This is a genomic window from Streptomyces sp. NPDC047315, assembly GCF_040643215.1.
GTDB lineage: Bacteria > Actinomycetota > Actinomycetes > Streptomycetales > Streptomycetaceae > Streptomyces.
In genome coordinates, this window is the sequence record NZ_JBEYTZ010000001.1 from 246,316 (window position 1) to 269,614 (window position 23,299).

Annotated in this window: 13 protein-coding genes; 4 read left to right on the top strand and 9 right to left on the bottom strand. The window is 73.5% G+C overall.

The genetic code is table 11. The features are described 5' to 3' along the window. Positions 1-17 precede the first annotated feature (17 nt). A complete protein-coding gene (locus ABZ842_RS01125) occupies positions 18-2,186 on the bottom strand; it encodes an ATP-dependent DNA helicase UvrD2 (protein WP_361529508.1) in 2,169 nt (722 codons plus the stop codon). Positions 2,187-2,391: 205 nt separating this feature from the next. On the opposite strand from ABZ842_RS01125, the gene ABZ842_RS01130 reads away from it, so the two are divergent. After that, complete coding sequence (locus ABZ842_RS01130) at positions 2,392-2,649, top strand: mycoredoxin (RefSeq protein WP_361529511.1); 258 nt, start codon at positions 2,392-2,394, stop codon at positions 2,647-2,649. Between the two features lie 89 nt (positions 2,650-2,738). On the opposite strand, the gene nudC is transcribed toward ABZ842_RS01130, so the two are convergent. The 5 genes from nudC to ABZ842_RS01155 form a co-directional block, all read right to left on the bottom strand. Then, entirely contained in the window at positions 2,739-3,689 is a 951-nt protein-coding gene (gene nudC / locus ABZ842_RS01135) for an NAD(+) diphosphatase (RefSeq protein WP_361529514.1), read from the bottom strand. A 131-nt stretch (positions 3,690-3,820) separates the two neighbouring features. Beyond that, positions 3,821-5,218: a dipeptidase gene (locus ABZ842_RS01140; protein ID WP_361529517.1), complete on the bottom strand. Its 1,398-nt coding sequence runs from the start codon at positions 5,216-5,218 to the stop codon at positions 3,821-3,823. A 54-nt stretch (positions 5,219-5,272) separates the two neighbouring features. Then, a complete protein-coding gene (locus ABZ842_RS01145) occupies positions 5,273-8,788 on the bottom strand; it encodes an ATP-dependent DNA helicase (protein WP_361529520.1) in 3,516 nt (1,171 codons plus the stop codon). Positions 8,789-9,228: 440 nt separating this feature from the next. Continuing rightward, on the bottom strand, positions 9,229-12,606 hold the full coding sequence (locus ABZ842_RS01150) for an ATP-dependent DNA helicase (RefSeq protein WP_361529523.1): 3,378 nt from the start codon (positions 12,604-12,606) through the stop codon (positions 9,229-9,231). Between the two features lie 275 nt (positions 12,607-12,881). Next, positions 12,882-13,304: an MGMT family protein gene (locus ABZ842_RS01155; protein WP_361529984.1), complete on the bottom strand. Its 423-nt coding sequence runs from the start codon at positions 13,302-13,304 to the stop codon at positions 12,882-12,884. 271 nt (positions 13,305-13,575) lie between these two features. On the opposite strand from ABZ842_RS01155, the gene ABZ842_RS01160 reads away from it, so the two are divergent. From ABZ842_RS01160 to ABZ842_RS01170, 3 genes are all read left to right on the top strand, one after another. Then, positions 13,576-16,611, top strand: coding sequence for a lysylphosphatidylglycerol synthase transmembrane domain-containing protein (locus tag ABZ842_RS01160; protein WP_361529526.1), 3,036 nt, complete (start codon positions 13,576-13,578; stop codon positions 16,609-16,611). Between the two features lie 90 nt (positions 16,612-16,701). Next, positions 16,702-18,315, top strand: a complete 1,614-nt coding sequence (locus ABZ842_RS01165) for an alpha/beta hydrolase (RefSeq protein ID WP_361529529.1) — start codon at positions 16,702-16,704, stop codon at positions 18,313-18,315. 87 nt (positions 18,316-18,402) lie between these two features. Further along, a complete protein-coding gene (locus ABZ842_RS01170) occupies positions 18,403-19,998 on the top strand; it encodes an alpha/beta hydrolase (protein ID WP_361529532.1) in 1,596 nt (531 codons plus the stop codon). A gap of 75 nt (positions 19,999-20,073) precedes the next feature. Here the strand turns inward: ABZ842_RS01170 and moeZ are convergent, their stop codons facing one another. The 3 genes from moeZ to ABZ842_RS01185 all read right to left on the bottom strand — a co-directional run bounded on the left by moeZ (position 20,074) and on the right by ABZ842_RS01185 (position 23,258). Beyond that, positions 20,074-21,252 carry an adenylyltransferase/sulfurtransferase MoeZ gene (moeZ, locus tag ABZ842_RS01175; protein WP_361529535.1) on the bottom strand — a complete coding sequence of 393 codons (1,179 nt, stop codon included), beginning with the start codon at positions 21,250-21,252 and terminating at the stop codon, positions 20,074-20,076. 63 nt (positions 21,253-21,315) lie between these two features. After that, the gene (locus tag ABZ842_RS01180; protein ID WP_361529987.1) at positions 21,316-22,098 is read right to left on the bottom strand and encodes a spherulation-specific family 4 protein; all 783 of its coding nucleotides are present in this window, start codon (positions 22,096-22,098) and stop codon (positions 21,316-21,318) included. A gap of 77 nt (positions 22,099-22,175) precedes the next feature. Beyond that, a complete protein-coding gene (locus ABZ842_RS01185; RefSeq protein ID WP_361529538.1) occupies positions 22,176-23,258 on the bottom strand; it encodes an NAD-dependent epimerase/dehydratase family protein in 1,083 nt (360 codons plus the stop codon). Positions 23,259-23,299 lie beyond the last annotated feature (41 nt).

The window sequence follows — 23,299 nt, forward strand, 5'->3', positions numbered from 1 at the left end:
TTTCCGACGAGTTTTTCTCAGGGTTCCTCGGACTCGATCTCCACGTCCTGGCCTGCGCAGATGGTGAGGACGTCGGCTCCGAACCGGTCCAGTTTGCGGGCGCCGACTCCGGCGATCATGGACAGCTCGCTCTCGTCCTCGGGGACGGCCTCGGCGATCGCCATCAGCGTCTTGTCGGTGAAGACGCAGTAGGCGGGCTGGCCGAGCTGCTTCGCCTGGTCGGAGCGCCACTCACGCAGCCGCTCGTACAGCCCCTCGTCCATGTCGGAGGGGCAGTCCTCGCAGCGCATCAGCTTCATCTCGCCGGCGTCCGTGAGCGTCTTGCCGCAGACCCGGCACAGCACGGGGCCGCGGCGCTTGCGGCGGCTGCCACGTTCGACGCCGCCCGCGCCGCCGGCTCCCCGGGAGCCCGGGGCGGCCGAGCCGGGCCGCAGCCCGTTCAGGAAGCGGGTGGGGCGGCGGGAGGCCCGGCCGCCCGGGGCCCGGGACAGCGCCCAGGACAGCGAGAGGTGGAGCCGGGCGCGGGTGACGCCGACGTAGAGCAGTCGGCGCTCCTCCTCGACCTGCTCGTCGGTCTTGGCGTGGGTGATCGGCATCATGCCTTCGGTGAGCCCGACGAGGAAGACCGCGTCCCACTCCAGGCCCTTGGCCGCGTGCAGCGAGGCCAGGGTGACGCCCTGGACCGTGGGGGCGTGCTGGGCGGCGGCGCGCTCGTCCAGCTCGGCGACGAGGTCGGCGAGGGTCGCGTCCGACTTGGCCCGGGCGAAGTCCTCGGCGAGGCGCACCAGGGCGGCCAGCGACTCCCAGCGGTCGCGGACGGCTCCCGAGCCCGCGGGGGGCTCCACGGTCCACCCCTTGGTGGAGAGCACCGCGCGCACCTGCGACGGCAGGTCCTCGGCGTCGTCCAGCAGGGGGTCGTTGCCGCCGGCGCGGGCGGCGCCGCGCAGGGCGACGCCGGCCTCCCGGACCTCCTGGCGCTCGAAGAAGCGCTCGGCGCCGCGGAGCTGGTAGGGCACGCCGGCGTCGGCGAGGGCCTGCTCGTAGACCTCCGACTGGGCGTTGATCCGGTAGAGGACCGCGATCTCGCCGGCGGGGACGCCGGCGGCGATCAGATCGCGGATGCGGTGGGCGGTGCCCTCCGCTTCGGCGGGCTCGTCGGCGTACTCGGTGTAGCCGGGCTCGGGGCCGGGGTCGCGCTGGGAGATCAGCTCCAGGCGGTGCTCGGCGGCCCTGCCGCGGGCCTGGCTCAGCAGGCCGTTGGCCAGGTGGACGACCTGGGGGGTGGAGCGGTAGTCCCGGACCAGCTTGACGACCGTCGCCGAGGGGTGGCGGGTGCGGAAGTTCAGCAGGTGGTCGGGGGTGGCTCCGGTGAAGGAGTAGATCGTCTGGCTCGCGTCGCCGACGACGCACAGGCTCTCCCGGTCGCCCAGCCACAGGTCCAGCAGGCGCTGCTGGAGGGGGCTGACGTCCTGGTACTCGTCGACGACGAAGTGCTGGTACTGCCGGCGGATCTGGTCGGCGATGTCGTGGCGGTCCTGGAGGATGCCGACCGTCAGGAGCAGCACGTCCTCGAAGTCAATCACCGCGCGATCGCGCTTGAGCTGCTCGTACAGCCCGTAGATCTGGCTGATTTCCGATGGGTCGCGGGGGATGTCACGCAGCGCCTTGGCGGCGGCAGCCGCATAGTCGGCCGGGACGGTCTGGGTGACCTTGGCCCACTCGATCTCGCTGGTCACATCGCGGAGCTCATTGCGGTCGAGCCGGATTCGACAGCGGGCGGCGGCCTCCGCGACGAGCTGGATCTTGCGCTCCAGCAGTCGAGGTAGCTCGCCACCGATTGCTTTCGGCCAAAAATACTGGAGCTGTCGCAGCGCGGCGGAGTGGAAGGTGCGCGCCTGGACGCCGCCGGCGCCGAGCTGGCGCAGCCGCCCGCGCATCTCGCCCGCGGCGCGGGCGGTGAAGGTGACGGCGAGCACGCTGGCGGGCGGGAGTATGCCCGCGCGCACCCCGTAGGCGATGCGGTGGGTGATCGCACGCGTCTTGCCCGTGCCGGCGCCGGCCAGCACGCACACCGGGCCGTGCAGGGCGGTCGCGACCTCGCGCTGCTCGGGGTCGAGCCCGTCGAGCACCGCGTCGGCGGACGCGGGGACCTGAGGGAAGAGGGAGGAGTGCGTTGCTGCTGTCACCCCGCCATGCTGCCAGGTCCCGCGGGGCGGGTGCGGCCGTTGTCCACAGCCGTCGCCGGATTGTCGTACCGGGGCGGACGGGACCCCGGTGCCGGTGCGGGAATCGTCAGCAGGTCACGTACGTTCTACGCGGTGCGGAACCGCACCCGAAGGGGTGCGGGGCCGGCCCAGCGAGACCCCAGCGAGCCAGAGGAGCCCAGAGACGATGTCGGGGACAGTGACGATGTACAGCACCACCTGGTGCGGCTACTGCCGTCGGCTGAAGAGCCAGATGGACCGTGAGGGGATCGCGTACACCGAGGTCAACATCGAGCACGACCCGGACTCCGCCGCCTTCGTGGAGAAGGTGAACGGCGGCAACCAGACCGTGCCCACCGTGCAGGTCGTGCCCGTCGGCGGCGGCGCCGAGGTCGTCATGACGAACCCGAGCCTCGCGCAGGTCAAGCAGGCGCTCGGCGCCTGACGCCGCGCCCGGCGGGACCGAAGGCCCCGTAAGGCGGAGGTCCCGCGCACCGAGGGCCCGTCCTCCTGTCGGAGGGCGGGCCTCGTGCGTCAGGCCGCGGCGCCGCCCTGCCTGGGCAGCGGCCGGCCGTACCACGTCTCGATCAGCCGGGCGGCGATGGAGATCCCGTACGGCGGCAGCACCTCGCCCGACGCGAAGGCGTCGGCCAGCTCCGTGCGGGAGAACCAGCGCGCCTCGTGCAGCTCCTCGCCGTCGACGGTGATCTCCGACGAGGTGGCCCGGGCCGTGAAGCCGAGCATGAGGCTCGACGGGAAGGGCCACGGCTGGCTCGCCACGTACGCGACCTCGCCGACCGCCACCCCCGCCTCCTCGTGCGCCTCCCGCCGTACCGCCTGCTCTATCGACTCGCCCGGTTCGACGAAGCCGGCGAGCGTCGAGAACCGCCCCTCCGGCCAGTGCACCTGCCGGCCGAGCAGGGCGCGGTCCTCGGCGTCGGTGATGAGCATGATCACGGCCGGGTCGGTGCGCGGGTAGTGCTCCGCCCCGCACGCCGGGCAGCGGCGGATGTGGCCGGCCGCCGCGATCACGGTGCGCTCCCCGCAGCGCGAGCAGAAGCGGTGGTTGCGCTGCCAGTTCTCCAGGGCCACGGCGTGCACCAGCAGGCCTGCGTCGCGCGGCGACAGCAGCAGCCCCGCCTCGCGCAGCCCCGCGGGCCGCGCCGACTGGTCCATGCGGCCCGGCAGCGAGTCCTTCTGGAGCGCGAAGTAGCGCACCCCGTCCTCGTCGGTGCCGAGGAAGTAGCGGTGGGTCTCGGTGACGGGCGCCTCGAAGGTCGGGGTCATGACCAGTTCGGTGCGGCCGTCGGGGGTGTCGTCGATCAGCGCCCGGCCGCCGGAGACCACGAACACCCGCGTCGTCGGGTGGCTCCACGCCGCCGCGAGCCACGCCTCGTCGAGGCGGTGGTGCGCCTCGCGGTCGATCCCGGAAGGGGCGGTCAGGCTGATGGGCCGATCTACGGTGACTTGGCTGTCGGTGCTCACGTGCTTCCAACTCCCCCGGACGGGTTCCAGTTCAGCGGTTCAGCGGTCGAGCGGCCCGATCGGTCGGGCTGCTCGACCAATCGGCTCGGCTCGGTGCGACTCGGCTCGGTACGGCTCGGTGTGGGTCGGGCTCAGCGCAGCGCCTGCCCCAGGTCCGCCCACAGGTGAGCGGCCGTCTCCACCCCCTTGAGGAGCAGGTCCACCTCCACCTTCTCGTTGGGTGCGTGCCAGCCGTCGGACGGCACGGAGATCCCGAGGAAGAGCACCGGCGCGCCCAGCACGTCCTGGAGGTCGGCCGCGGGGCCGGAGCCGCCGGTGCGCGTGAAGCGGATCTTCTGGCCGTCGAAGGCGCGGCCCATGGCCCGTACGACGGACTGGAGCGCCGGGTGGTCCAGCGGGGTGAGGCAGGGGCGGGTGGCGGCGGCGAAGGTGAGGTCGTAGCGGATGCCGTCGGGCACGCGCTCCGCCACCCAGCGGCTGACCGCGACCTCGACCGCGTCCGTCTGCTGCCCCGCGACCAGCCGGAACGTCAGCTTCAGCAGCGCCGAAGCGGGGATGATCGTCTTGCCGCCGGTGCCCTGGTAGCCCCCGCCGATGCCGTTGACCTCGGCGGTCGGCCGGGCCCAGATGCGCTCCAGGGTGGAGTAGCCGGCCTCGCCGAGCGTGCCGGAGGAGTGCGCCGTCTTCAGCCACTCCGCCTCGTCGAAGGGCAGTTCGGCGAAGAGCTCCCGCTCGGCGTCGGTCAGCGCGGTGACGCCGTCGTAGAAGCCGGGGATCGCGACCCGCTCGTCGGCGTCGTGCAGTGCGCCGGCGAGCCGGGCGGCGACGGTCGCCGGGTTGGGCACCGCGCCGCCGAAGGCGCCGGAGTGGATGTCCTGCTCGGGCCCGTACAGCTGGATCTCGCAGTCGACCAGGCCGCGCATGCCGGTGCAGACCGTGGGCGTGGTCTCGGACCACATGCCGGTGTCCGAGATGACCACGACGTCCGCCGCGAGCTGCGGCAGGCGCTGCTCGACCAGGGCGCGGAAGTGCGCGGATCCGGTCTCCTCCTCGCCCTCGACCAGCAGCTTCAGATGGACGGCTGGCGCGGTCCGGCCCGTCGCCGCGAGATGGGCCCGTACGCCGAGGGTGTGGAAGAAGACCTGGCCTTTGTCGTCGGCGGCGCCCCGGGCGTACAGGCGGCCGTCGGCGAACCGCGGCTCGAACGGGTCCGAGTCCCAGCCGTCGGCCAGCTCCGCGGGCTGCACGTCGTGGTGTCCGTAGACGAGCACGGTCGGCGCGTGCGGATCGTCCGAAGGCCACTCGGCGAACACCGCGGGAGCACCGGCCGTCGGCCACACCTCGACGACCGGGAACCCGGTCTCCGTCAGCTTGGCCGCGAGCCAGTCGGCGCTGCGTCGCACGTCCGCCTCGTGCTCGGGCTGGGCCGACACGGAGGGGATGCGCAGCCACTCCGCGAGGTCGCCGAGGAAGGCGTCGCGGTGCTGCTGGACGTACGTACGGACGGCGCTGTCCGGGGTCTCGCTCATGCGTATGAGCCTAACGGGCCTCCCCGCCCCCTCCCGCAGCCGTCCGCACCTCGGTCACCGCCCGGCGGCCGGATCCGGCTCCGTCTCCGCTTGCCCTTCGGCTGCCCCGGGCTCAGGCTTGGGCGGCCCGCCCAAGAGGATGCGTTCCAGTTCCGCACGGCCGGGCAGCGAGGCCGGCCGGACGACCTCTCCGCTGCGGACGAAGACGAACGCCGCGCCGACGTCCTCGGGCGCGAGACCGTGCTGCTCCGCCCAGGCGAGCCGGTAGATCGCGAGCTGGAGCGGGTCGGCGGCCATGGTCCGGCCGGTCTTCCAGTCGACGATCTCGTAGCCGCCGGCCGGACCGTCGGGGCCGGGCGGGGTGCGGTACACGGCGTCGATGCGGCCCCGGACGACCCGGCCGCCGAGGGTTATCTGGAACGGGGACTCGACGCGGTACGGGGTGCGGCGGGCGTACGGGGTGTGCTCGAACGCCTCCTTCAGCTCGGCCAGATCCCGCTCGTCGTCGATCTCGACGGCGTCCGGACCGCGGTCGTCGCCGGGCAGCTCCTCCGGGTCGAGCAGGGGCAGCGGCAGCGCCTCGAAGCGGGACTCCACCCAGGCGTGGAAGCGGGTGCCGCGGCGGGCGGCGGGCTGCGGCGGGCGCGGCATGGGGCGCGCCAGCTCTTGGGCGAAGCCGTCGGCGTCGGCGGCGAGGCGCACCAGTTGGGACGCGGTGAGCGAGGCCGGCAGGGGGACCTCGCGCACGGCGGCGCGGGTGCGGCGCAGCTCACCGGCGAGCGCGTCGAGGTCGCGGTCCCAGGAGGCGATGGCGCGCGCCTCTTCGGGGGTGAGTTCCCCGGGACCTGAGGGGTCGTCGCCGTGCTCGTACGGGAGCGGGTCCGCCTGGTGGGGTACGGGGGCCGGGGCGGGGGCGTCGTACGGTTCGAACTCCGGCTCCTCTAGTTCCGCCGGCTCCTCCAGGTCGTCAAGGCCCTCCGGGAACAGTTCGTCTTCCGATGCCGGGGGCCACCCGTGGTCCTGCTCCTGCTCCCGCGCGGGTTCCCGTAGATACGCCAGGACGGTCTCCGCCGCCTTCTTGCGGCGGTCGAAGGAGACCGGGTCCAGGGGCAGCGGCCAGGCCCGGTCCGGCCCGGTGTCCTTCAGGGAGGGGTTCTCCGCGTCCTTCTCGGGCTCGTCGGCCCACGCCTCGATCTCGCCGTGTCCCGCGGCGCAGTGCTCGTACAGCGCCTGGAGGAACGCGGACGGCCCGCGCCGGCGCTTCTGCGTCGGCCCCCACCAATGGGCCGAGCCGAGCAGGAGGGAGCGGGGGCGGGTGAAGGTCACGTACCCGAGGCGCAGTTCCTCGGTGTGCTGGTGGTCCTTCATGGACTCCTTGAAGGACTTCAGCCCCTTGGCGTCCCAGGCCGCCACGTCCGGGAGGGTCGCGGCGTCGCCGCGCAGCGCGTGCGGCAGCACCTGGGGGTGGGACGTCCACGCCTCCCGCCCGCGGTCGCTCGGGAACTGCCCGGCGACCAGGCCGGGGACGGCGACGACGTCCCACTCCAGCCCCTTGGACTTGTGGGCGGTGAGGATCTTGACGGTGTTCTCGCCGCCCGGCAGGGCGTTGTCCAGGCCCTTCTCGTACTGGGCTGCGGTGCGCAGGAAGCCGAGGAAGGCGAGCAGTGAGGCCTCGCCGTCCAGCGCGGCGAAGCCGGCGGCGACGTCGAGGAAGTTCGCCAGGGTCTCGCGGCGGCGGGCGGCGAGCGCGTGCGGGGACGCTGACAGCTCGACGTCGAGGCCGGTGGTGCCGAGGACCCGGTGCAGCACGTCCATCAGCGGGTCGGCGAGGGACCGGCGCAGCTCCCGCAGCTCCGCGGCGAGGTGGGCGAAGCGCACGCGGGCCTCGGCCGAGAAGGGCAGCCCGTCCTCGGTGCCGGGCCCGGCGTCGGCCTCTTTGTACGGGTCGAGGAAGGTGTCCAACGCATCGGCGAGGGAGACCACCTCGGCCGGGTCGGTGCCCTCGACGGCCGCGGCGAGCCGTTCGTCCGCGGCGGCGGGGTCGGCGGGGTCGGCGGACCGTGCGCGGTGCACCAGCAGCCGGGCGCGCCGGCCGAGCAGGGCGAGGTCCCGCGCGCCGATCCGCCAGCGCGGTCCGGTGAGCAGCCGTACGAGCGAGGCGTTGGCCCCCGGGTCCTGGAGGACCTCGCAGACCGCGACCAGGTCGGCCACCTCCGGCAGGTGCAGCAGCCCGGACAGCCCCACGACCTCGACCGGCACCTCCCGCGCCACCAGGGCGCCCTGGATCTCGGGAAAGTCGCCGGCCGTGCGGCACAGGACGGCGATCTCGCCCGGGGGCGTGCCGGTGTGCACCAGGTGGGCGATCGAGTCGGCGAGCCAGGCGATCTCCTCCTCGTGCGTCGACAGCAGGGCGACGCGGACCGAGCCGTCGGCTTCCGCCCCGGGGGCGGGCCGCAGCGCGGCCACGCCCGCGTGCCGGGCGCGCAGCGGGGCGGCGAGGTCGTTCGCGAGCTTCAGCAGCCGGCCGCCGCTGCGGCGGTTCTCGCTGAGCGCGTACCGGGCGGCGGGGGTGCCGTCGCGGTGCGGGAAGTGCTCGGGGAAGTCGTCCAGGTTGGCCACGGACGCGCCGCGCCAGCCGTAGATCGCCTGGCAGGGGTCGCCGACGGCGGTCACCGCGTGGCCGGCGCCCCGGCTCTGGCCGAAGAGGCCGGAGAGCAGCAGGCGCTGTGCGACGGACGTGTCCTGGTACTCGTCGAGGAGGACGACGCGGAACTCGTCCCGCAGGATCCGGCCCGTCTCGGGCCGGGTCAGCGCGAGGCGCGCGGACAGCGCGATCTGGTCGCCGAAGTCCAGCAGCTCGCGGGAGCGCTTGGCCCGGCGGTAGCGGACGGTCAGCTCCAGCAGCTCTCGGCGGGCGGCCACGGCTTCGGGGACCTTGCGCAACTCGGCGTTGCTGAGCCGTACGCCGCCGCCGGCCAGGTCGTCGGCGAGCTCCGCGTCGTACGCGGCGAGGCGCTCGGGGTCCACCAGGTGCTCCGACAGCTCGGCGTCGAGCGCGAGCAGATCGCTGACGAGGGTGGGGAACGAACGGGTCAGCGCGGGGTACGGCCCCGGCGCCTCGCGCAGCACGCGGGCGGCGAGCTGGTAGCGCGTGGCGTCGGCGAGGAGCCGCGCGGTGGGTTCGAGCCCGATGCGCAGGCCGTGGTCAGTGAGGAGCTGCCCGGCGAAGGCGTGGTACGTGGAGATGCGGGGTTCGCCGGGCGGGTCGTCCGGGTCGATCGCGTCGGGGTCGGTGACGCCGGCGCGGACGAGGGCGGTCCGTACGCGTTCGGCGAGCTCGCCCGCGGCCTTGTTGGTGAACGTGAGCCCGAGGACCTGCTCGGGGGCGACCTGCCCCGTGCCGACGAGCCAGACGACCCGGGCGGCCATCACCGTCGTCTTCCCCGACCCGGCACCGGCGACGATGACCTGCGGGGCGAGGGGGGCGGTGATGCAGTCGATCTGCTCGGGCGTGAAGGGAATGCCGAGGAGCTCTTTGAGCTGCTCGGGGTCGCGGAGGTTCCTGTTCACGGGAAAAGGCTAAGCGGCCCCACTGACAGGCTGCGGGGCCGCTGGACGTATCCGCCGTTGCTCCGCAGGTGCGATTGCTCTCTGCGGCCCGGTGGTGGGCTGAGCGCGCAGTTCCTCGCGCCCCCGGACAGACCCGCCGCTTCCCCCCGGGTGCGTCGGTCTCTGCGGGCCGTCCGTGGCTGTTCGCGCAGTTCCCCGCGCCCCTGATTCGCTGCCCCCGTCATGTGACTGCGGGCTCAGGGCAGGGGTTTTAGGAGCGCGGGGAACTGCGCGACCAGCCCACCACGGCCCGCGGAGACCGACGCACCCGCAGGGGACGCCACAGGCGGTCCCAGTCGGCAGGGCGCGACAGTACAGCCACGGCTGAATCGCGGGACCGGTCCGGGGAGGGGAACCACCGGGGTCTTGTGAGCGCCACAGCCCGCAGGGGTGCCAGGAGGTCACTCCACCACGTGGCGGCCCTCGGGATGCGCCGTGCACGACGCCTTGAACGTGCACGTCGCACAGTGCGCGCCCGTCGTGGGTGTGAAGCGTTCGTCCAGCACCCGGCCCGCCGCCGTGGCCAGCAGGTCGCCCACCCACTCGCCCGCCAGCGGCTCCTGCGCCTGGACCTTCGGAGCCGCGTCGCCACCCTCCTTGCGGGGGGCCGCTTGGCGCAGGTGGACCAGTTCGGCGCCGCCGGGTTCGGGGCGGCGGCCGTCGAAGACCTCGTCGACCGCGCCCTCGCGCACCGCGAGCTGGTACACCGCGAGCTGCGGGTGGTGCGCGACCTCCTCGCCCGTCGGCGCCTGCTTGCCCGTCTTGAAGTCGACGACGTACGCCCGGCCCTGCGCGTCCCGCTCGACGCGGTCCATGGAGCCGCGGATCCGCACCTCGTACTCCCCCGCCTCCAAGGTCACGTCGAACTCGCGCTCCGTCGCCGCGGGGACGCGCCCCGCGCGGTCCATCACGTGCCAGCGCAGGAAGCGTTCGATCGCCGCGCGCGCGTGGCCCTTCTCCTGCTCCGACTTCCAGGGCGCGTCGAAGGCGAGCGCGTTCCAGACCGAGTCGAGGCGTTCCATCAGGACGGCGAGGTCGGCCGGGGTGCGGCCGGACGCGACCTCGTCCGCGAGCACGTGGATCACGTTGCCGAAGCCCTGTGCCACGGTGGCCGGCTCGTCCGCCCGTACCTCGCGTCCCAGGAACCACTGGAGCGCGCAGGTGTTGGCGAGCTGGTCCAGGGCGCTGCCGGACAGGGCCACGGGGCGGTCGCGGTCCCGCAGCGGGGCGGGGCTCCGGGTGGGCTCGTGCAGGCCCCACCAGCGCTGCGGATGCGCCGCGGGAGCGAGCGGCAGACCCTCGTCGTCCTGGAGCGCGGCGAGCTTGGCCAGACGTCGGGCGGCGGCGTCCCGCAGCCCGGGCGAGGCGGCGGGGTCGACGGTGGTGGCGCGCAACTCGGCGACGAGCGCGGCGACGGCGAGGGGCCGGCGGGGCCGGCCGGCCACCGCGACCGGGGGGACGCCGAGTTCGGCGAGGAAGCGGGACGGCTGGTCGCCGTCGTCGGCGGGCGCCTGGACCGCGGTGACGACGAGACGTTCGCGCGCGCGGGTGGCGGCGACGTAGAAGAGCCGTCGTTCTTCGGCCAGCAGCGCGCCGGGCGTGAGCGGTTCGGCGAGGCCGTCGCGACCGATGCGGTCGGCCTCCAGGAGCGAGCCGCGGCGGCGCAGGTCGGGCCAGAGCCCCTCCTGCACCCCGGCGACCACGACCAGGCGCCACTCCAGGCCCTTGGAGCGGTGCGCGGTCATCAGGCGGACCGCGTCGGGGCGCTCCTGGCGGCCGGAGAGGGTGCTCGCGGCGATGTCCTGGGCCTCGATCTCCTCGATGAAGTTGAGCGCGCCGCGCCCGCCGGTGCGCTCCTCCGCGCGCGCGGCGGTGTCGAACAGCGCGCACACGGCGTCCAGGTCGCGGTCCGCGTTCCGGCCGGCGGCGCCGCCGCGCAGCGCCGCGTTCTCCAGCCGCTGCGGCCAGTACGTGCCGTTCCACAGCGTCCACAGGGTCTCCTCCGCCGTGCCGCCGCCGTCGAGGACGGCGCGGGCCCGGGCCAGCAGCTTGCCGAGTTCCTGTGCGCGGCGGGCGTACGAGGGGTCGTGGGCGACCAGTCGTTCGGGTTCGGCGACGGCCCGGGCGATCAGGAGGTCGGACGGCGGGGGCAGACGATTGCCCGCGGCCCGTTCCTCGTCGCGCAGGGCGCGGCCGAGTTTGCGCAGGTCGGCGGCGTCCATCCCGCCGAGGGGGGAGCTCAGCAGGGTCAGCGCGGTCTCGGTTTCGAGCCAGCCGCCCACCACCTCCGGGACGCCGTCGGCACCCGCGTCGGAATCCGAGTCGGAACCCTCTTCGGCGTCGTCGGCGTGCTGCGTCGCCATCGCCCGCAGCGCCGTCAGCAGCGGCGCGACCGCGGGTTCGTGGCGCAGCGGCACGTCCGCGCCGTCGACCTCCAGCGGCACCCCTGCCGACGTCAGGGCGCGTCGGATCGCCGGGATGGTGCGGTTGCCCGCGCGGACGAGGACGGCCATGTCCTGCCACGGAACGCCGTCCTCCAGATGGGCGCGGCGCAGGATGTCGGCGACGTTGTCCAGCTCGGCGGAGGCCGTGGGATAGGTGTACGCCTCCACGCGCCCGCCTCGGCGCGTCGCCGCGAGGTCCCGGTGGGCGCGGACCTTGTCGCCGGGCAGCCGGGTCAGCGGCATCCGTCGGGTGAGCAGCCGGGTCGCTTCGAGCAGCGTCTCGCCGCTGCGCCGGGACGCGGTGAGGACGGCGACGCCCGCCGGGGCGCCGTCCGCGCGCGGGAAGGCGGTCGGGAAGTCGAGGATGCCGTTCACGTCGGCACCCCGGAAGGCGTAGATGGACTGGTCGGGGTCGCCGAAGGCGACCAGGGTCCGACCGCCGCCGACGAGCGCCTGCAGCAGCCGGACCTGCGACGGGTCGGTGTCCTGGTACTCGTCGACGAACACCGCGTCGTAGGGGAAGTCGTGCGGGAAGGCGCGCGCGGGCGCCGTGCGCTCCGCGAGGAGGACCGCCCGGTGCACCAGTTCGGCGTAGTCGAGGACGCCCTGCATGTCGAGGACGTCCAGGTACTCCGCGAGGAAGGAGGCCGCGGCCCGCCAGTCGCGCCGTCCGGTGCGGGCGGCGAACCGCGCCAGGGACTCGGGGTCGAGACCCAGCTCCCGGCTGCGGGCGAGCACGGCCCGCACCTCGTCGGCGAATCCGCGGGTGGTCAGACAGGCCCTCAGCTCGTCGGGCCAGCGGTTGCGGGCGAGCCCGTCGGCCTCCAGGTCGAGCTGGCCGGTGAGCAGCTCGCGCACGGCGACGTCCTGTTCGGGGCCCGACAGCAGCCGCAGCGGCTCGGCGAACAGCTCGGCGTCCTGGTGGGCGCGGACCAGGGCGTAACAGAAGGAGTGGAACGTGGTGGCCTGCGGGGCGCGCGCGCCGCCGAGTCGCAGCGCCATCCGGTCCCGCAGCTCCACGGCCGCCTTGCGGCTGAAGGTGAGCACCAGGATCCGCTCGGGGTCGGCGCCCTTGGCCAGCCGGGCGGAGACCGCCTCGACGAGGGTGGTCGTCTTGCCGGTGCCGGGGCCGGCGAGGACGAGCAGCGGGCCGTGACCGTGGTCAACCACGGCGCGCTGCGCGGCGTCCAGAAGAAGGGGATCAGCGGTACCGGGCGGGGTGCGGACCAGCCGGTACGCACTCGTGCCCCGCCCCCGGTGCCCCTGTGGGCGCGGGAAGCTCCCCTGCCGTCCCTGTCGCGGGTGCGGCGTGCGCCCTGTGGTGGAGGAGGTCACGTGGATCGCCGGTCCTGGTGGGTGTGGTGGTGCTGATGGAGCTGGAAGTGAAACGGAAGGGGAGTCGGAGGGGAGGGTGGGAAGGGGTACGGGAGGAGTCCCGTCGGGTCGTCCCCGCACGGCCGGGGGCGCGCCCGCACGACGCTACCTCGCCGCCGCCGGGCGCCCGGGAGCACCCGGTGCCGACGCCACCACGCGCCCGGACCGCCGTCCCCCGCCGCCGTACTCCGTACGGCCTCGGCCTCGCCCGCGCCGCCGTCGCGTGCCGGAAGCTGTCAGGTGTGGGCGTCGTCCACCGCACCACCAACGTCGCCACCGCCCTCCGCGCCGCCGCCCTCGCCACCACCGCTGCCGTCACCACCGCCGTCGGCGCCGTCCCAGCGGGCCCGCCTCATGTTGATCCGCGGTACGTGCCCCTCGGCGCCGGCCGGGGCCTCGCGCAGCGGGGTGCCCTCCGCGCGGTAGTTCCCGAGGGCCTCCGGCTCGTGGCCGGGCAGCAGCGTGCCGTCCGAGCGGACCACGCGCCACCAGGGCACGCCGCCGCCGTACAGCGCCATGACGCGGCCCACCTGGCGCGGCCCGCCCTCGCCGAGCCACTCGGCGATGTCGCCGTACGTCATCACGCGGCCGGGCGGGATCAGCTCCGCGACGTCGAGGACCCGCTCCGCGTACTCCGGAAGCTCTTCCATCCGGTCCATCCTGCCCCACCCCACCGACAGTGCCGCCGACGCCGCCGACGCCGCCGACGCGGCCGGAGCCCGGCCCTTGAGAATGGTCCGGACCATTACGAGCGGCAAAGCAGACAAAAGCCGAAGTATCATCCGGGCGACGTCCGCGCGATGCCCCCTGATGCCCTCGTCCGCCGTCCGGTCGTGCCACCATCGTGCGGACGGTGACCGGTGAGGCGCGCTCAGCAAGAGCAGCAGGAAGTGCAGGAAGAGACAGAAGAGACGGCGAAAGGGGGAGGGCGTGCAGCCCAGGACGACGGCTGACCCCTCCGGGACCGGGCCGGAGCGGACCGACCGCGCGGGCCACCGGGAGCACCCGGGTCCCGGCACCCCCGCCGCACCCGCCGACGGCGCCCCGTCCAGGAAGGCGCCCCCCACCAAGGACGTAGGACCGATCGAGGACAAGAAGCACGTAGACGACGCCGGCGCCGACAGCGGCGACAACGGCCGGCGCACGGGTGCGGGCGAACGCTCCCCCGACGTCGACGGTGCCCACGACGCCTCCGCGGCCCACGACGCCCCCGCCTCACCCGCCTCACCCGCCTCCTCCGACGCTTCCGACGCTTCCGACGCTTCCGAGGGCGGCAAGGCCGCCAAGGGCCGCGGGGACGACAAGGACGGCGGCAAGCGCGGCAAGGACGACGCCTGCACCGACGGCGTCGACGGCGTGTCCGGCGACGAGCCCCTGCTCGCGGCCCGCGTCCACCGCCCCTCCGACCTCATGCGCTTCCTCGTCGGCATCCTCGCGATCGCCGTCGTCCTCGCCATCGCCGCGTTCGCCCAGGGCACCACCACCGGCCTGGAGAACGACATCAACAAGGGCACCGGCCAGGCCCCCGACCTCCTGGTCAAGCTGGCCGGCCTGGTGTCCTCCATCGCCGTACTGCTCGTCCCCATCGCCTTCGCGATCGAACGCCTGATCAAACGGGACGGGCTGCGCATCGCCGACGGCGTCCTCGCCGCCGTGCTCGCCCACGGCGTCACCCTCGCCACCGACCTCTGGGTCGCCCGGGTGGCGCCCGCCAGCATCCAGGACGCCCTCACCCAGTCCCAGAGCGGCGGACTCACCGACCCGGTCCACGGCTACCTGGCCCCCGTCATCGCGTACATGACGGCCGTCGGCATGGCCCGCAGACCCCGCTGGCGGGTCGTGTTGTGGGTGGTGCTGCTGCTCGACGCCTTCGCGATGCTGGTCGCCGGGTACACGACACCGTTCTCGATCATCCTCACCGTGCTGCTGGGTTGGACCGTGGCGTACGGCACGCTGTACGCCGTCGGCTCGCCCAACGTGCGCCCCACCGGGCAGACCCTGCTGGCGGGCCTGCGCCACGTCGGGTTCCGCCCGGTCACCGCGATGCGCGCCGAGGACGTGCCGGAGACCTCCCCGCTGCGCTCCGCCGGCAGCGGCGGCGCCGAGCAGGGCGACCGGGGCCGCCGCTATCTGGTCACCCTGGAGGACGGGCCGCCGCTCGACGTCACCGTCGTCGACCGCGAACAGCAGGCCCACGGCTTCTTCTACCGACTGTGGCGACGGCTGACGCTGCGCTCCATCACCACGCGCCGCTCCTCTCTCCAGTCCCTGCGCCAGGCGCTGGAGCAGGAGGCGCTGCTGGCGTACGCGGCGATCGCGGCCGGCGCGAACGCCCCCAAACTGATCGCCACCTCCGAGTTGGGCCCGGACGCCGTGATGCTCGTGTACGAGCACCTGGGCGGGCGCAGCCTGGACGACATGGCGGACGAGGAGATCACCGACGACGTGGTGCGGGGGGCCTGGCGACAGGTCAAGGCGTTGCAGTCGCGTCGCATCGCGCACCGCAGGCTGACCGGGGACGCCATCTTGGTGGATCGTTCCGGCAAGGTCATCCTCACCGATCTCAGGGGCGGTGAGATCGCCGCGGGCGACCTGGTGCTGCGGATGGACGTCGCCCAACTGCTGGTCACCATCGGGCTGCGGGTCGGCGCCGAACGCGCGGTCTCCGGCGCCCTGGAGGTGCTGGGCCCCGACGCCGTGGCGGACTGTCTGCCGCTGCTCCAGCCGATCGCGCTCAGCCGCTCCACCCGGGCGACCCTGCGCAAGCTGGCCAGGGAGCGGGCCGAGCGCGAGCGGGAGGCCGTCCTGGAGGCGTCCGCCGCGGATCGCCGCGCCCGCGCCGAAGCGGCCGACGAGCGCACGGCAACGGCCGGCAAGAAGGCCGTGCGCAAGTCCGAGCGGGCGGAGAAGCAGGCCAACAAGCGGGCCATAGACGAAGCGCTCGACGAGGCGCGCGAAGAGGACCTCCTCACCCAGATCCGCCACCAGGTGCTGCTGATCCGCCCCCAGGCGCCGGTGGAGCCGGTCCGGCTCGAACGCATCCGACCGCGCACCCTGGTGAGCCTGATCGCGGGCGCGATCGCGGCGTACTTCCTGCTCTCGCAGATCGCCGGCAACAACCTCGCCGCCGACTTCGGCAGCACCCAGTGGGTGTGGGTGGCGGTCGCGGTCGCGTTCTCGGTGCTCAGCTACGTGGCGGCGGCGATGAGCCTGCTGGGGTTCGTGCCCGAACGCGTGCCGTTCCCCAAGACGGTCCTCGCCCAGGTCGCCGGCTCCTTCGTCAAGATCGTCGCCCCGGCCGCGGTCGGCGGCGTCGCGCTGAACACCCGGTTCCTCCAGCGCTCGGGCGTACGGCCCGGCCTCGCGGTGGCGAGCGTCGGCGCGGCGCAGCTCTTCGGCCTCGGCGCGCACATCCTGCTCCTGCTGACCTTCGGATACCTCACCGGCACGGAGAAGACGCCGTCCCTGAGCCCGTCCAGGACGGTGATCGCCGGTCTGCTGACGGTCGCCGTGCTGGTGCTGGTGGTGACCGCGATCCCGTTCCTGCGCAAGTTCGTCTCGACGCGGCTGCGGTCGCTGTTCGCCGGGGTCGTGCCGCGGATGCTGGACGTGCTCCAGCGCCCCGGCAAACTGCTGACGGGCATCGGCGGACAGCTCCTGCTGACCTTCGCCTTCGTGATGTGCCTGGACGCCTCGATCCGGGCGTTCAACGACGGCGCCCAGCCGCTGAGCTACGCGAGCCTCGCGGTGGTCTTCCTGGCGGGCAACGCGCTGGGGTCGGCCGCGCCGACGCCCGGCGGCGTGGGCACGGTCGAGGGCGCGCTGATCCTCGGTCTGATCGCCGCCGGAGTGCCGCGGGACGTGGCGACGGCCGCGGTTCTGCTGTACCGGATCCTGACGCTCTGGCTGCCCGTACTGCCCGGTTGGTTCGCCTTCAACCACCTCACGCGCAGAGGCTCGCTCTAGCCCGGGTTCGCTCTCAGGGATCCCGGCCGGAAACCACCCGCATGGACCGCCGCGGGGGCGCCCGGCAGCGCCACCGCGCACGATGGCGGCATGCCCACCACCGCCAGCGCCGTCCGCGCCGCCGCCCTCGTCGCCTCCCTGTCCGTGCTGCTGGCGGCGGGCTGTTCCGAGAGCGGCGAGAAGGGCAAGGGGAAGGATCCGGCCGGCGGGAAGGCCAGTACGGTCTCCCCCGAGACCGGCGCCTCGCCCCTGGGGAAGAAGCTCACCGGGCAGAAGCTGACCTGGAAGCCGTGTCCGGCGCCCTCCGAGGCCGAGGGCGGCGGCCCGGCGCCCGTGCCGCTGCCCGGCGGCTCGGAGTGGGAGTGCTCCTTCATGAACGCGCCCCTGGACTACGCCGAACCGGACGGCAAGACGATCGAGCTGGCACTGATCCGCGCGAAGGCCACCCGGGCGGCGGACCGCATCGGCTCGCTGATCTTCAACTTCGGCGGGCCCGGCGGCTCCGGCGTCGCCACCCTCCCCGCCGCCGCGACCGACTACGTCGCCCTGAACACCCGCTACGACCTGGTGAGCTTCGACCCGCGCGGGGTCGGCCGCAGCGACGCCGTGGTGTGCGAGGACGACAAGCAACTGGACGCCTTCTACGCCCTCGACGCCACGCCCGACGACGCGGCCGAGATCACGGCGTACGAGAAGGGCCTGAAGTCCTACGCTGCGGCCTGCGAGAAGAACTCCGGCGACGCGCTCCCCCACGTCGGCACCCTCAACGCGGCCCGCGACATGGACCTGATGCGCCAGGTGCTCGGGGACTCCAAGCTGCACTACTTCGGGATCTCGTACGGCACGGAACTCGGCGGCGTGTACGCCCACCTCTTCCCCAAGAACGTCGGCCGGGCCGTCTTCGACGCCGTCGTCGACCCCACCAAGGACTCCGAACAGAGCTCCCTCGGCCAGGCGAAGGGCTTCCAACTCGCCCTCGACAACTTCGCCCGGGACTGCGTGGACCGCGGCGACGAGTGCCTGCTCCCCGGCACCACCGTGCAGGAGGTGGAGGCCGGCATCGTCGACCTGCTGGCACGGCTCGACCGCAAGCCGATCCCCACCGGCAGCGGTCGGGAGCTGACCCAGACGCAGGCGCTGAACGGCATCGCGCAGTCGCTGTACTCGCAGGAGTTCTGGGAGTACCTGGAGGCGGGCGTCAGCGAGGCGGACGGCGGCGACGGCTCCCTGCTGCTCGCCCTCTCCGACGCGATGACCGGCCGCAACGCGAACGGTCAGTACAGCAACTCGGGCGCGGCCTTCAACGCCATCAGCTGCGCGGACTCCAAGGACCGCTACTCGGTCGCGCAAACGAAGGACGAACTGCCCACGTTCCGCCAGGCGTCGCCGGTCTTCGGCGACTACCTGGGCTGGGGCATGATCAGCTGCACCAACTGGCCCGTCGGCGGCACCTGGAACACCCCCGACGTCTCCGCACCGGGCGCCCCGCCGATCGTCGTCATCGGCAACACCGGTGACCCGGCGACCCCGTACGAGGGCGCCAGGGCGATGGTCGAGGCGCTCGGGCCGGGCGTCGGCGTCGAGGTGACCTACCGGGGCCAGGGGCACGGGGCGTACAACGCGACCAGCACGTGCGTGAAGGGCGCCGTCGACGCGTACTTGCTGGAGGGACGCGTCCCCGCGGCCGGGACAGTGTGCCAGTAGGACGCGTACGGCCGCTGCGTTGTCAGTGGGGGCACCTACGATGGAACGCGTTCGGCACCGGCCGGGCACGGACCACGGGGGGTTCGCATGGGGCACAGCAGATGGCGGGCGGGGGCGCTGGTCGCAGCGGCCGTCCTCCTCGCCGGGACTGCCGTCAGCTGCACCGACGACGGCGAAGGCGACGGCAGCGGCGGCAAGTCAGGGAAGAGCCCGGCCACGACGCCGTCGAGCGCCCCGCCCGACAGCCCGGCCGCGAGCCCGTCGGCCGGCGCCCTGCCCGCCTCCGTCACCGGGCAGTTGCCCGTGTGGCGCCCGTGCAAGGCGCCCGCGGACGATCCCGGCGCGGACGCCCCGGGCGGGCGGTGGCAGTGCGCGTCGATCCGTGCGCCGCTCGACTATGCCAAGCCCGACGGCGAGACGATGGCCATCGCCCTGATCCGCGCCGAAGCGAAGGACGAGAAGCGCCGCATCGGCTCCCTCGTGTTCAACTTCGGCGGGCCCGGCGCATCCGGCGTCGCCGTGCTCCCGGGCTTCGCCGAGGACTTCACCCAGCTCAACGACCGGTACGACCTGGTGAGCTTCGACCCGCGCGGCGTGGCGGGCAGCTCCAGCGTGGTGTGCCGCAACGACCGGGAGACCGAAGCGTCCCACCGGGTCGACAACACCCCCGACACGGCCGCCGAGGAGAAGGCGTTCCTCGCGGACTCCGCGGCCTTCGGCGCCGGCTGCGCCCAGCGCTCCGGCAAGGTCCTCCCCCACGTCAGCACCGCGAACACCGCCCGCGACATGGACCTGATCCGACACGTACTCGGCGACGCCAAGCTGCACTACTTCGGCTTCTCGTACGGCACGGAACTCGGCGGCGTGTACGCCCACCTCTTCCCGAAGAACGTGGGCCGACTGGTCATGGACGCGGTCGTGGACCCCACCGCGGACTTCGCCGGCGGCGCGCGGAACCAGGCACTCGGCTTCCAACGCGCCCTGGACAACTACTTCACGAGCCGCGGCACCGGCGCCAAGGACGGCACGGCCAAGGTCGCGGCGCTGCTGAAGCGGCTGGACGGCAAGCCGCTGCCGGCGACGCCGGGCCGCGAGCTGACCGAGTCCCTGGCGCTCACCGCCGTCGTCTTCTCGCTGTACAGCGAGGAGCGCTGGCCGCTGCTGACGGAGGGGCTGGCAGCCGCCGAGCGGGGCGACGGCACCGAACTGCTGCGCCTCGCCGACAGTTACAACTCCCGTGACGCCGAGGGCCGCTACTCCACGAAGAGCCACTCGCAGCGGGCGATATCGTGCGCCGACGCCCGGGCCAGGCCCACCGCGGACGACGTGAAGTCCCGCCATCTGGCGGACTTCACCCGGGTGTCCCCGGTGTTCGGCCCGTACCTGGCGTGGGACGTGGCGGGCTGGTGCGCGCAGTGGCCGGTCGAGGGTGTGTGGGAGAAGCCGGAGGTCTCGGCGAAGGGGGCGCCGCCCGTCCTCGTCATCGGCACCACCGGCGACCCCTCCACGCCCTACGAGGGCGCGCAGCGGATGGCGGACGGACTGGGCACCGGAGTCGGGGTGCTGATCAGCAGCAAGGGCCAGAACCACGGTTCGTACGGCTTCTCCCCCTGCGTCACCCGCCTCGTGGACGCCTATCTGCTCGGCGGCAAGGTCCCGAAGAGCGGCACGAGCTGCGGGTAGGGCCTGGGCACGGCGCGGCCCCGGCCGCGCGCCGCGTCGGGAGGACGTCGGTGCGCGACCGGGGCCGTAAAGGCCCTAGTACACGGGCTTGCTGGGCTCGATCTGGTTCACCCAGCCGATGACGCCGCCGCCCAGGTGGACCGCGTCGGCGAAGCCCGCCGACTTGAGGACCGCGAGGACTTCCGCACTGCGGACACCCGTCTTGCAGTGCAAGACGATCTTCCTGTCCTGCGGCATGCTCTCCAGGGCCGTGCCCATCAGGAACTCGTTCTTGGGGATCAGCTTGGCGCCCGGGATGGAGACGATCTCGTACTCGTTGACCTCGCGGACGTCGATGATCTCGATGTTCTCGCCCTCGTCGATCCACTCCTTGAGCTGCTTGGGAGTGATCGTCGCGCCGGCCGCGGCCTCCTGCGCCTCCTCGGAGACGACGCCGCAGAACGCCTCGTAGTCGATCAGTTCGGTGACGGTGGGGTTCTCGCCGCAGACCGCGCAGTCCGGGTCCTTGCGCACCTTCACCTGGCGGTACTGCATCTCCAGGGCGTCGTAGATCATCAGCCGGCCGACCAGGGGCTCGCCGACGCCGGCGAGGAGCTTGATCGCCTCGGTGACCTGGATGGAGCCGACGGAGGCGCAGAGCACGCCGAGGACGCCGCCCTCGGCGCAGCTCGGGACCATGCCCGGCGGCGGGGGCTCGGGGTACAGGCAGCGGTAGCAGGGGCCGTGCTCGGACCAGAAGACCGACGCCTGGCCGTCGAAGCGGTAGATGGAGCCCCACACGTACGGCTTGTTGAGCAGCACGCACGCGTCGTTGACCAGGTAGCGCGTGGCGAAGTTGTCCGTGCCGTCGACGATGAGGTCGTACTGGCCGAAGATGTCCATCACGTTGTCGGCTTCGAGCCGCTCTTCGTGCAGGACGACGTTGACGTACGGGTTGATGCCCAGGACCGAGTCCTTCGCGGACTCGGCCTTGGAGCGGCCGATGTCGGCCTGGCTGTGGATGATCTGGCGCTGCAGATTGGACTCGTCGACCTCGTCGAACTCGACGATGCCGAGGGTGCCGACTCCGGCGGCGGCGAGGTACATCAGCGCGGGGGACCCCAGGCCGCCCGCGCCGACACAGAGCACCTTGGCGTTCTTCAGCCGCTTCTGCCCCGCCATCCCGACATCCGGGATGATCAGGTGGCGGGAGTACCTGCGGACCTCGTCGACGGTGAGCTCAGCAGCTGGCTCGACCAGGGGTGGCAGCGACACGGGGACTCCGTTGCGTCGGTAAGTCAGTACGGTTGTTCCCTGGTAACACTGCCACGCGCCTACTCATTCCGAGACACCCGGTCCGATCCGCGAGACGATTTCGTCCCAGTAGCCGGGCAGCGCCTCAAATGCCATCTTTCGTCCCCGATCCGGCTCCTCGGGCTCGACCGGTTCCCCGGGTCCGACCGCGTCGACGTGGTCCGCGGGGGCGCGGTCCGGGCGGTCGGTGAAGAAGATCGTCCCGGCGCCCTGCCAGCGGGCGATCCGCACGGCCTCGTCCAGGTGGGTGCGCGGCACCCCGTGGACGAAGTGCACGAACCGTTCCGGCGGGTACCCGGCCGTCCACTGGGCCACCTGTGACCAGCGGTACTCAGTCCAGGCGCCGGAGAAGGTCACCAACTGGTCCGCGGCCTCCGCGTATCCGGGGTACGGATGGCCGCCGTGCCCCAGGACGAGGTGCCCGTCCGAACCGCCGGGCCCCCGGCCCTCCAGGAGCGCGCTCAGGGTCGCCGTCACCCGGCGCACGCCCGCCAGCTCCGGGCGCTCGACCGGGCAGCGGTCCAGCAGGAAGCCGCCGACCCGGTACCACTCCAGGTAGTGGTGGGCGTCGGCGATCAACTCGGCGAAGGGGCGGGCGCCGCGGGCCAGGTCGAGGTGGCCTATGACGCGCACGCCCGCGTTGGTCAACTGACCCGCGGCGGACAGGCAGTGCGGGTCGGGACGGGCCCCGGGTCCGTTCGCCACGTTCAGCACCACCCAGTCCAGCGGGGTGCCGGGCCGGGTCAGCTCGGCCCACTCCGTGGGCGCGACGAGCGGGTGCGCGTAGCCGGGGATGCCGATGCGCAGCCGGCCCCAGGCGCCGTCGCAGAGCGCCTGCGCCGGTCCGGATGCGGCGGGGACGAAGCGCCGCAGGGCCCGAGCGGTCAGATGCGACACGCCGCCTCCATCCAGATGTCGGCCAGCGACTCCTCCAGGTTGATCCGGGGACGCCAGCCGAGGCGGTCGCGGGCGGTGCGGATGTCCGCCTGCTGCCAGCTGCCGCAGCCGTCGGGGTACGGGACGGGGGTCGAGGAGAGCTGCTCCAGGACGGACTCGGTGCGCTGCGGCCCGATGCCATGGCTGGGGCCGTGGCCGGGACCCGGGCCGTGCCCCGGGTGGCCGGGGTGAGCGGAGTGACCAGGATGACCGAGGTGACCGGGGTGGGCCTGGTGGCCGATGGGACCGCCCCCGAGCGCCCCCGGCCGCCCCTGCGGCACGTCCAGCTCGTGCAGCGCACCGGCGTACCCGGCGACCCTGGCGAGGACCGCCGCCGCGTCTCTGAGCCGTACGGCCCGGCCCGTACCGATGTTGACGATGCCCTGGGCGGCGGAGAGCGAGGCGGCGTGCACGGCCCGTGCAACGTCGCGTACGTCCACGAAGTCGCGCTGCACGCCGAGGCCGCTCAGCTTCAGCTCGCCGTCGCCGGACTGCATCGCGCGGCGCATCGCCTCGGCGAGCCGTCCGAGCGGGGAGCCGGCCGGGGTGCCGGGGCCGACGGGCGAGAAGACCCGCAGCACCACGGCGTCCAGACCGGAGCCGAGGACGAGTTCGGTCGCGGCGAGCTTGCTCACGCCGTACGGGCCGCCGGGCCGCGGCACCGCGTCCTCCGCCGTCGACGAGCCCTGTTGGGACGGCCCGTACTCCGATGAACAGCCCACCTGGACCAGCCGCGCCCCGCAGCCGCTGCGGCGCAGCGCCTCGCAGACGGTGGCGACGGCGACGGTGTTGTGCCGGGTCAGCTCGCGGGCGCCGCCGCGGGTGGCCCCGGCGCAGTTGATGACGACGCCGGGGTGGACGGCGGTCAGGAAGCGGGTGAGCGCGCCGGGGCTTCCGCCGGCGAGGTCGAAGCGCACGTCGGCGTCGTCCCCGCGCCCGAGGGCGGTGAGGTGGACGGCGGGGTCGGCGAGCAGTCGGTCCGCGACGAAGCGGCCGAGGAATCCATTGGCACCGAGCAGCAGCACCCTCATCGCGCGACCCTTTCGTACCGACGGTTCATGGCTGGGGACTG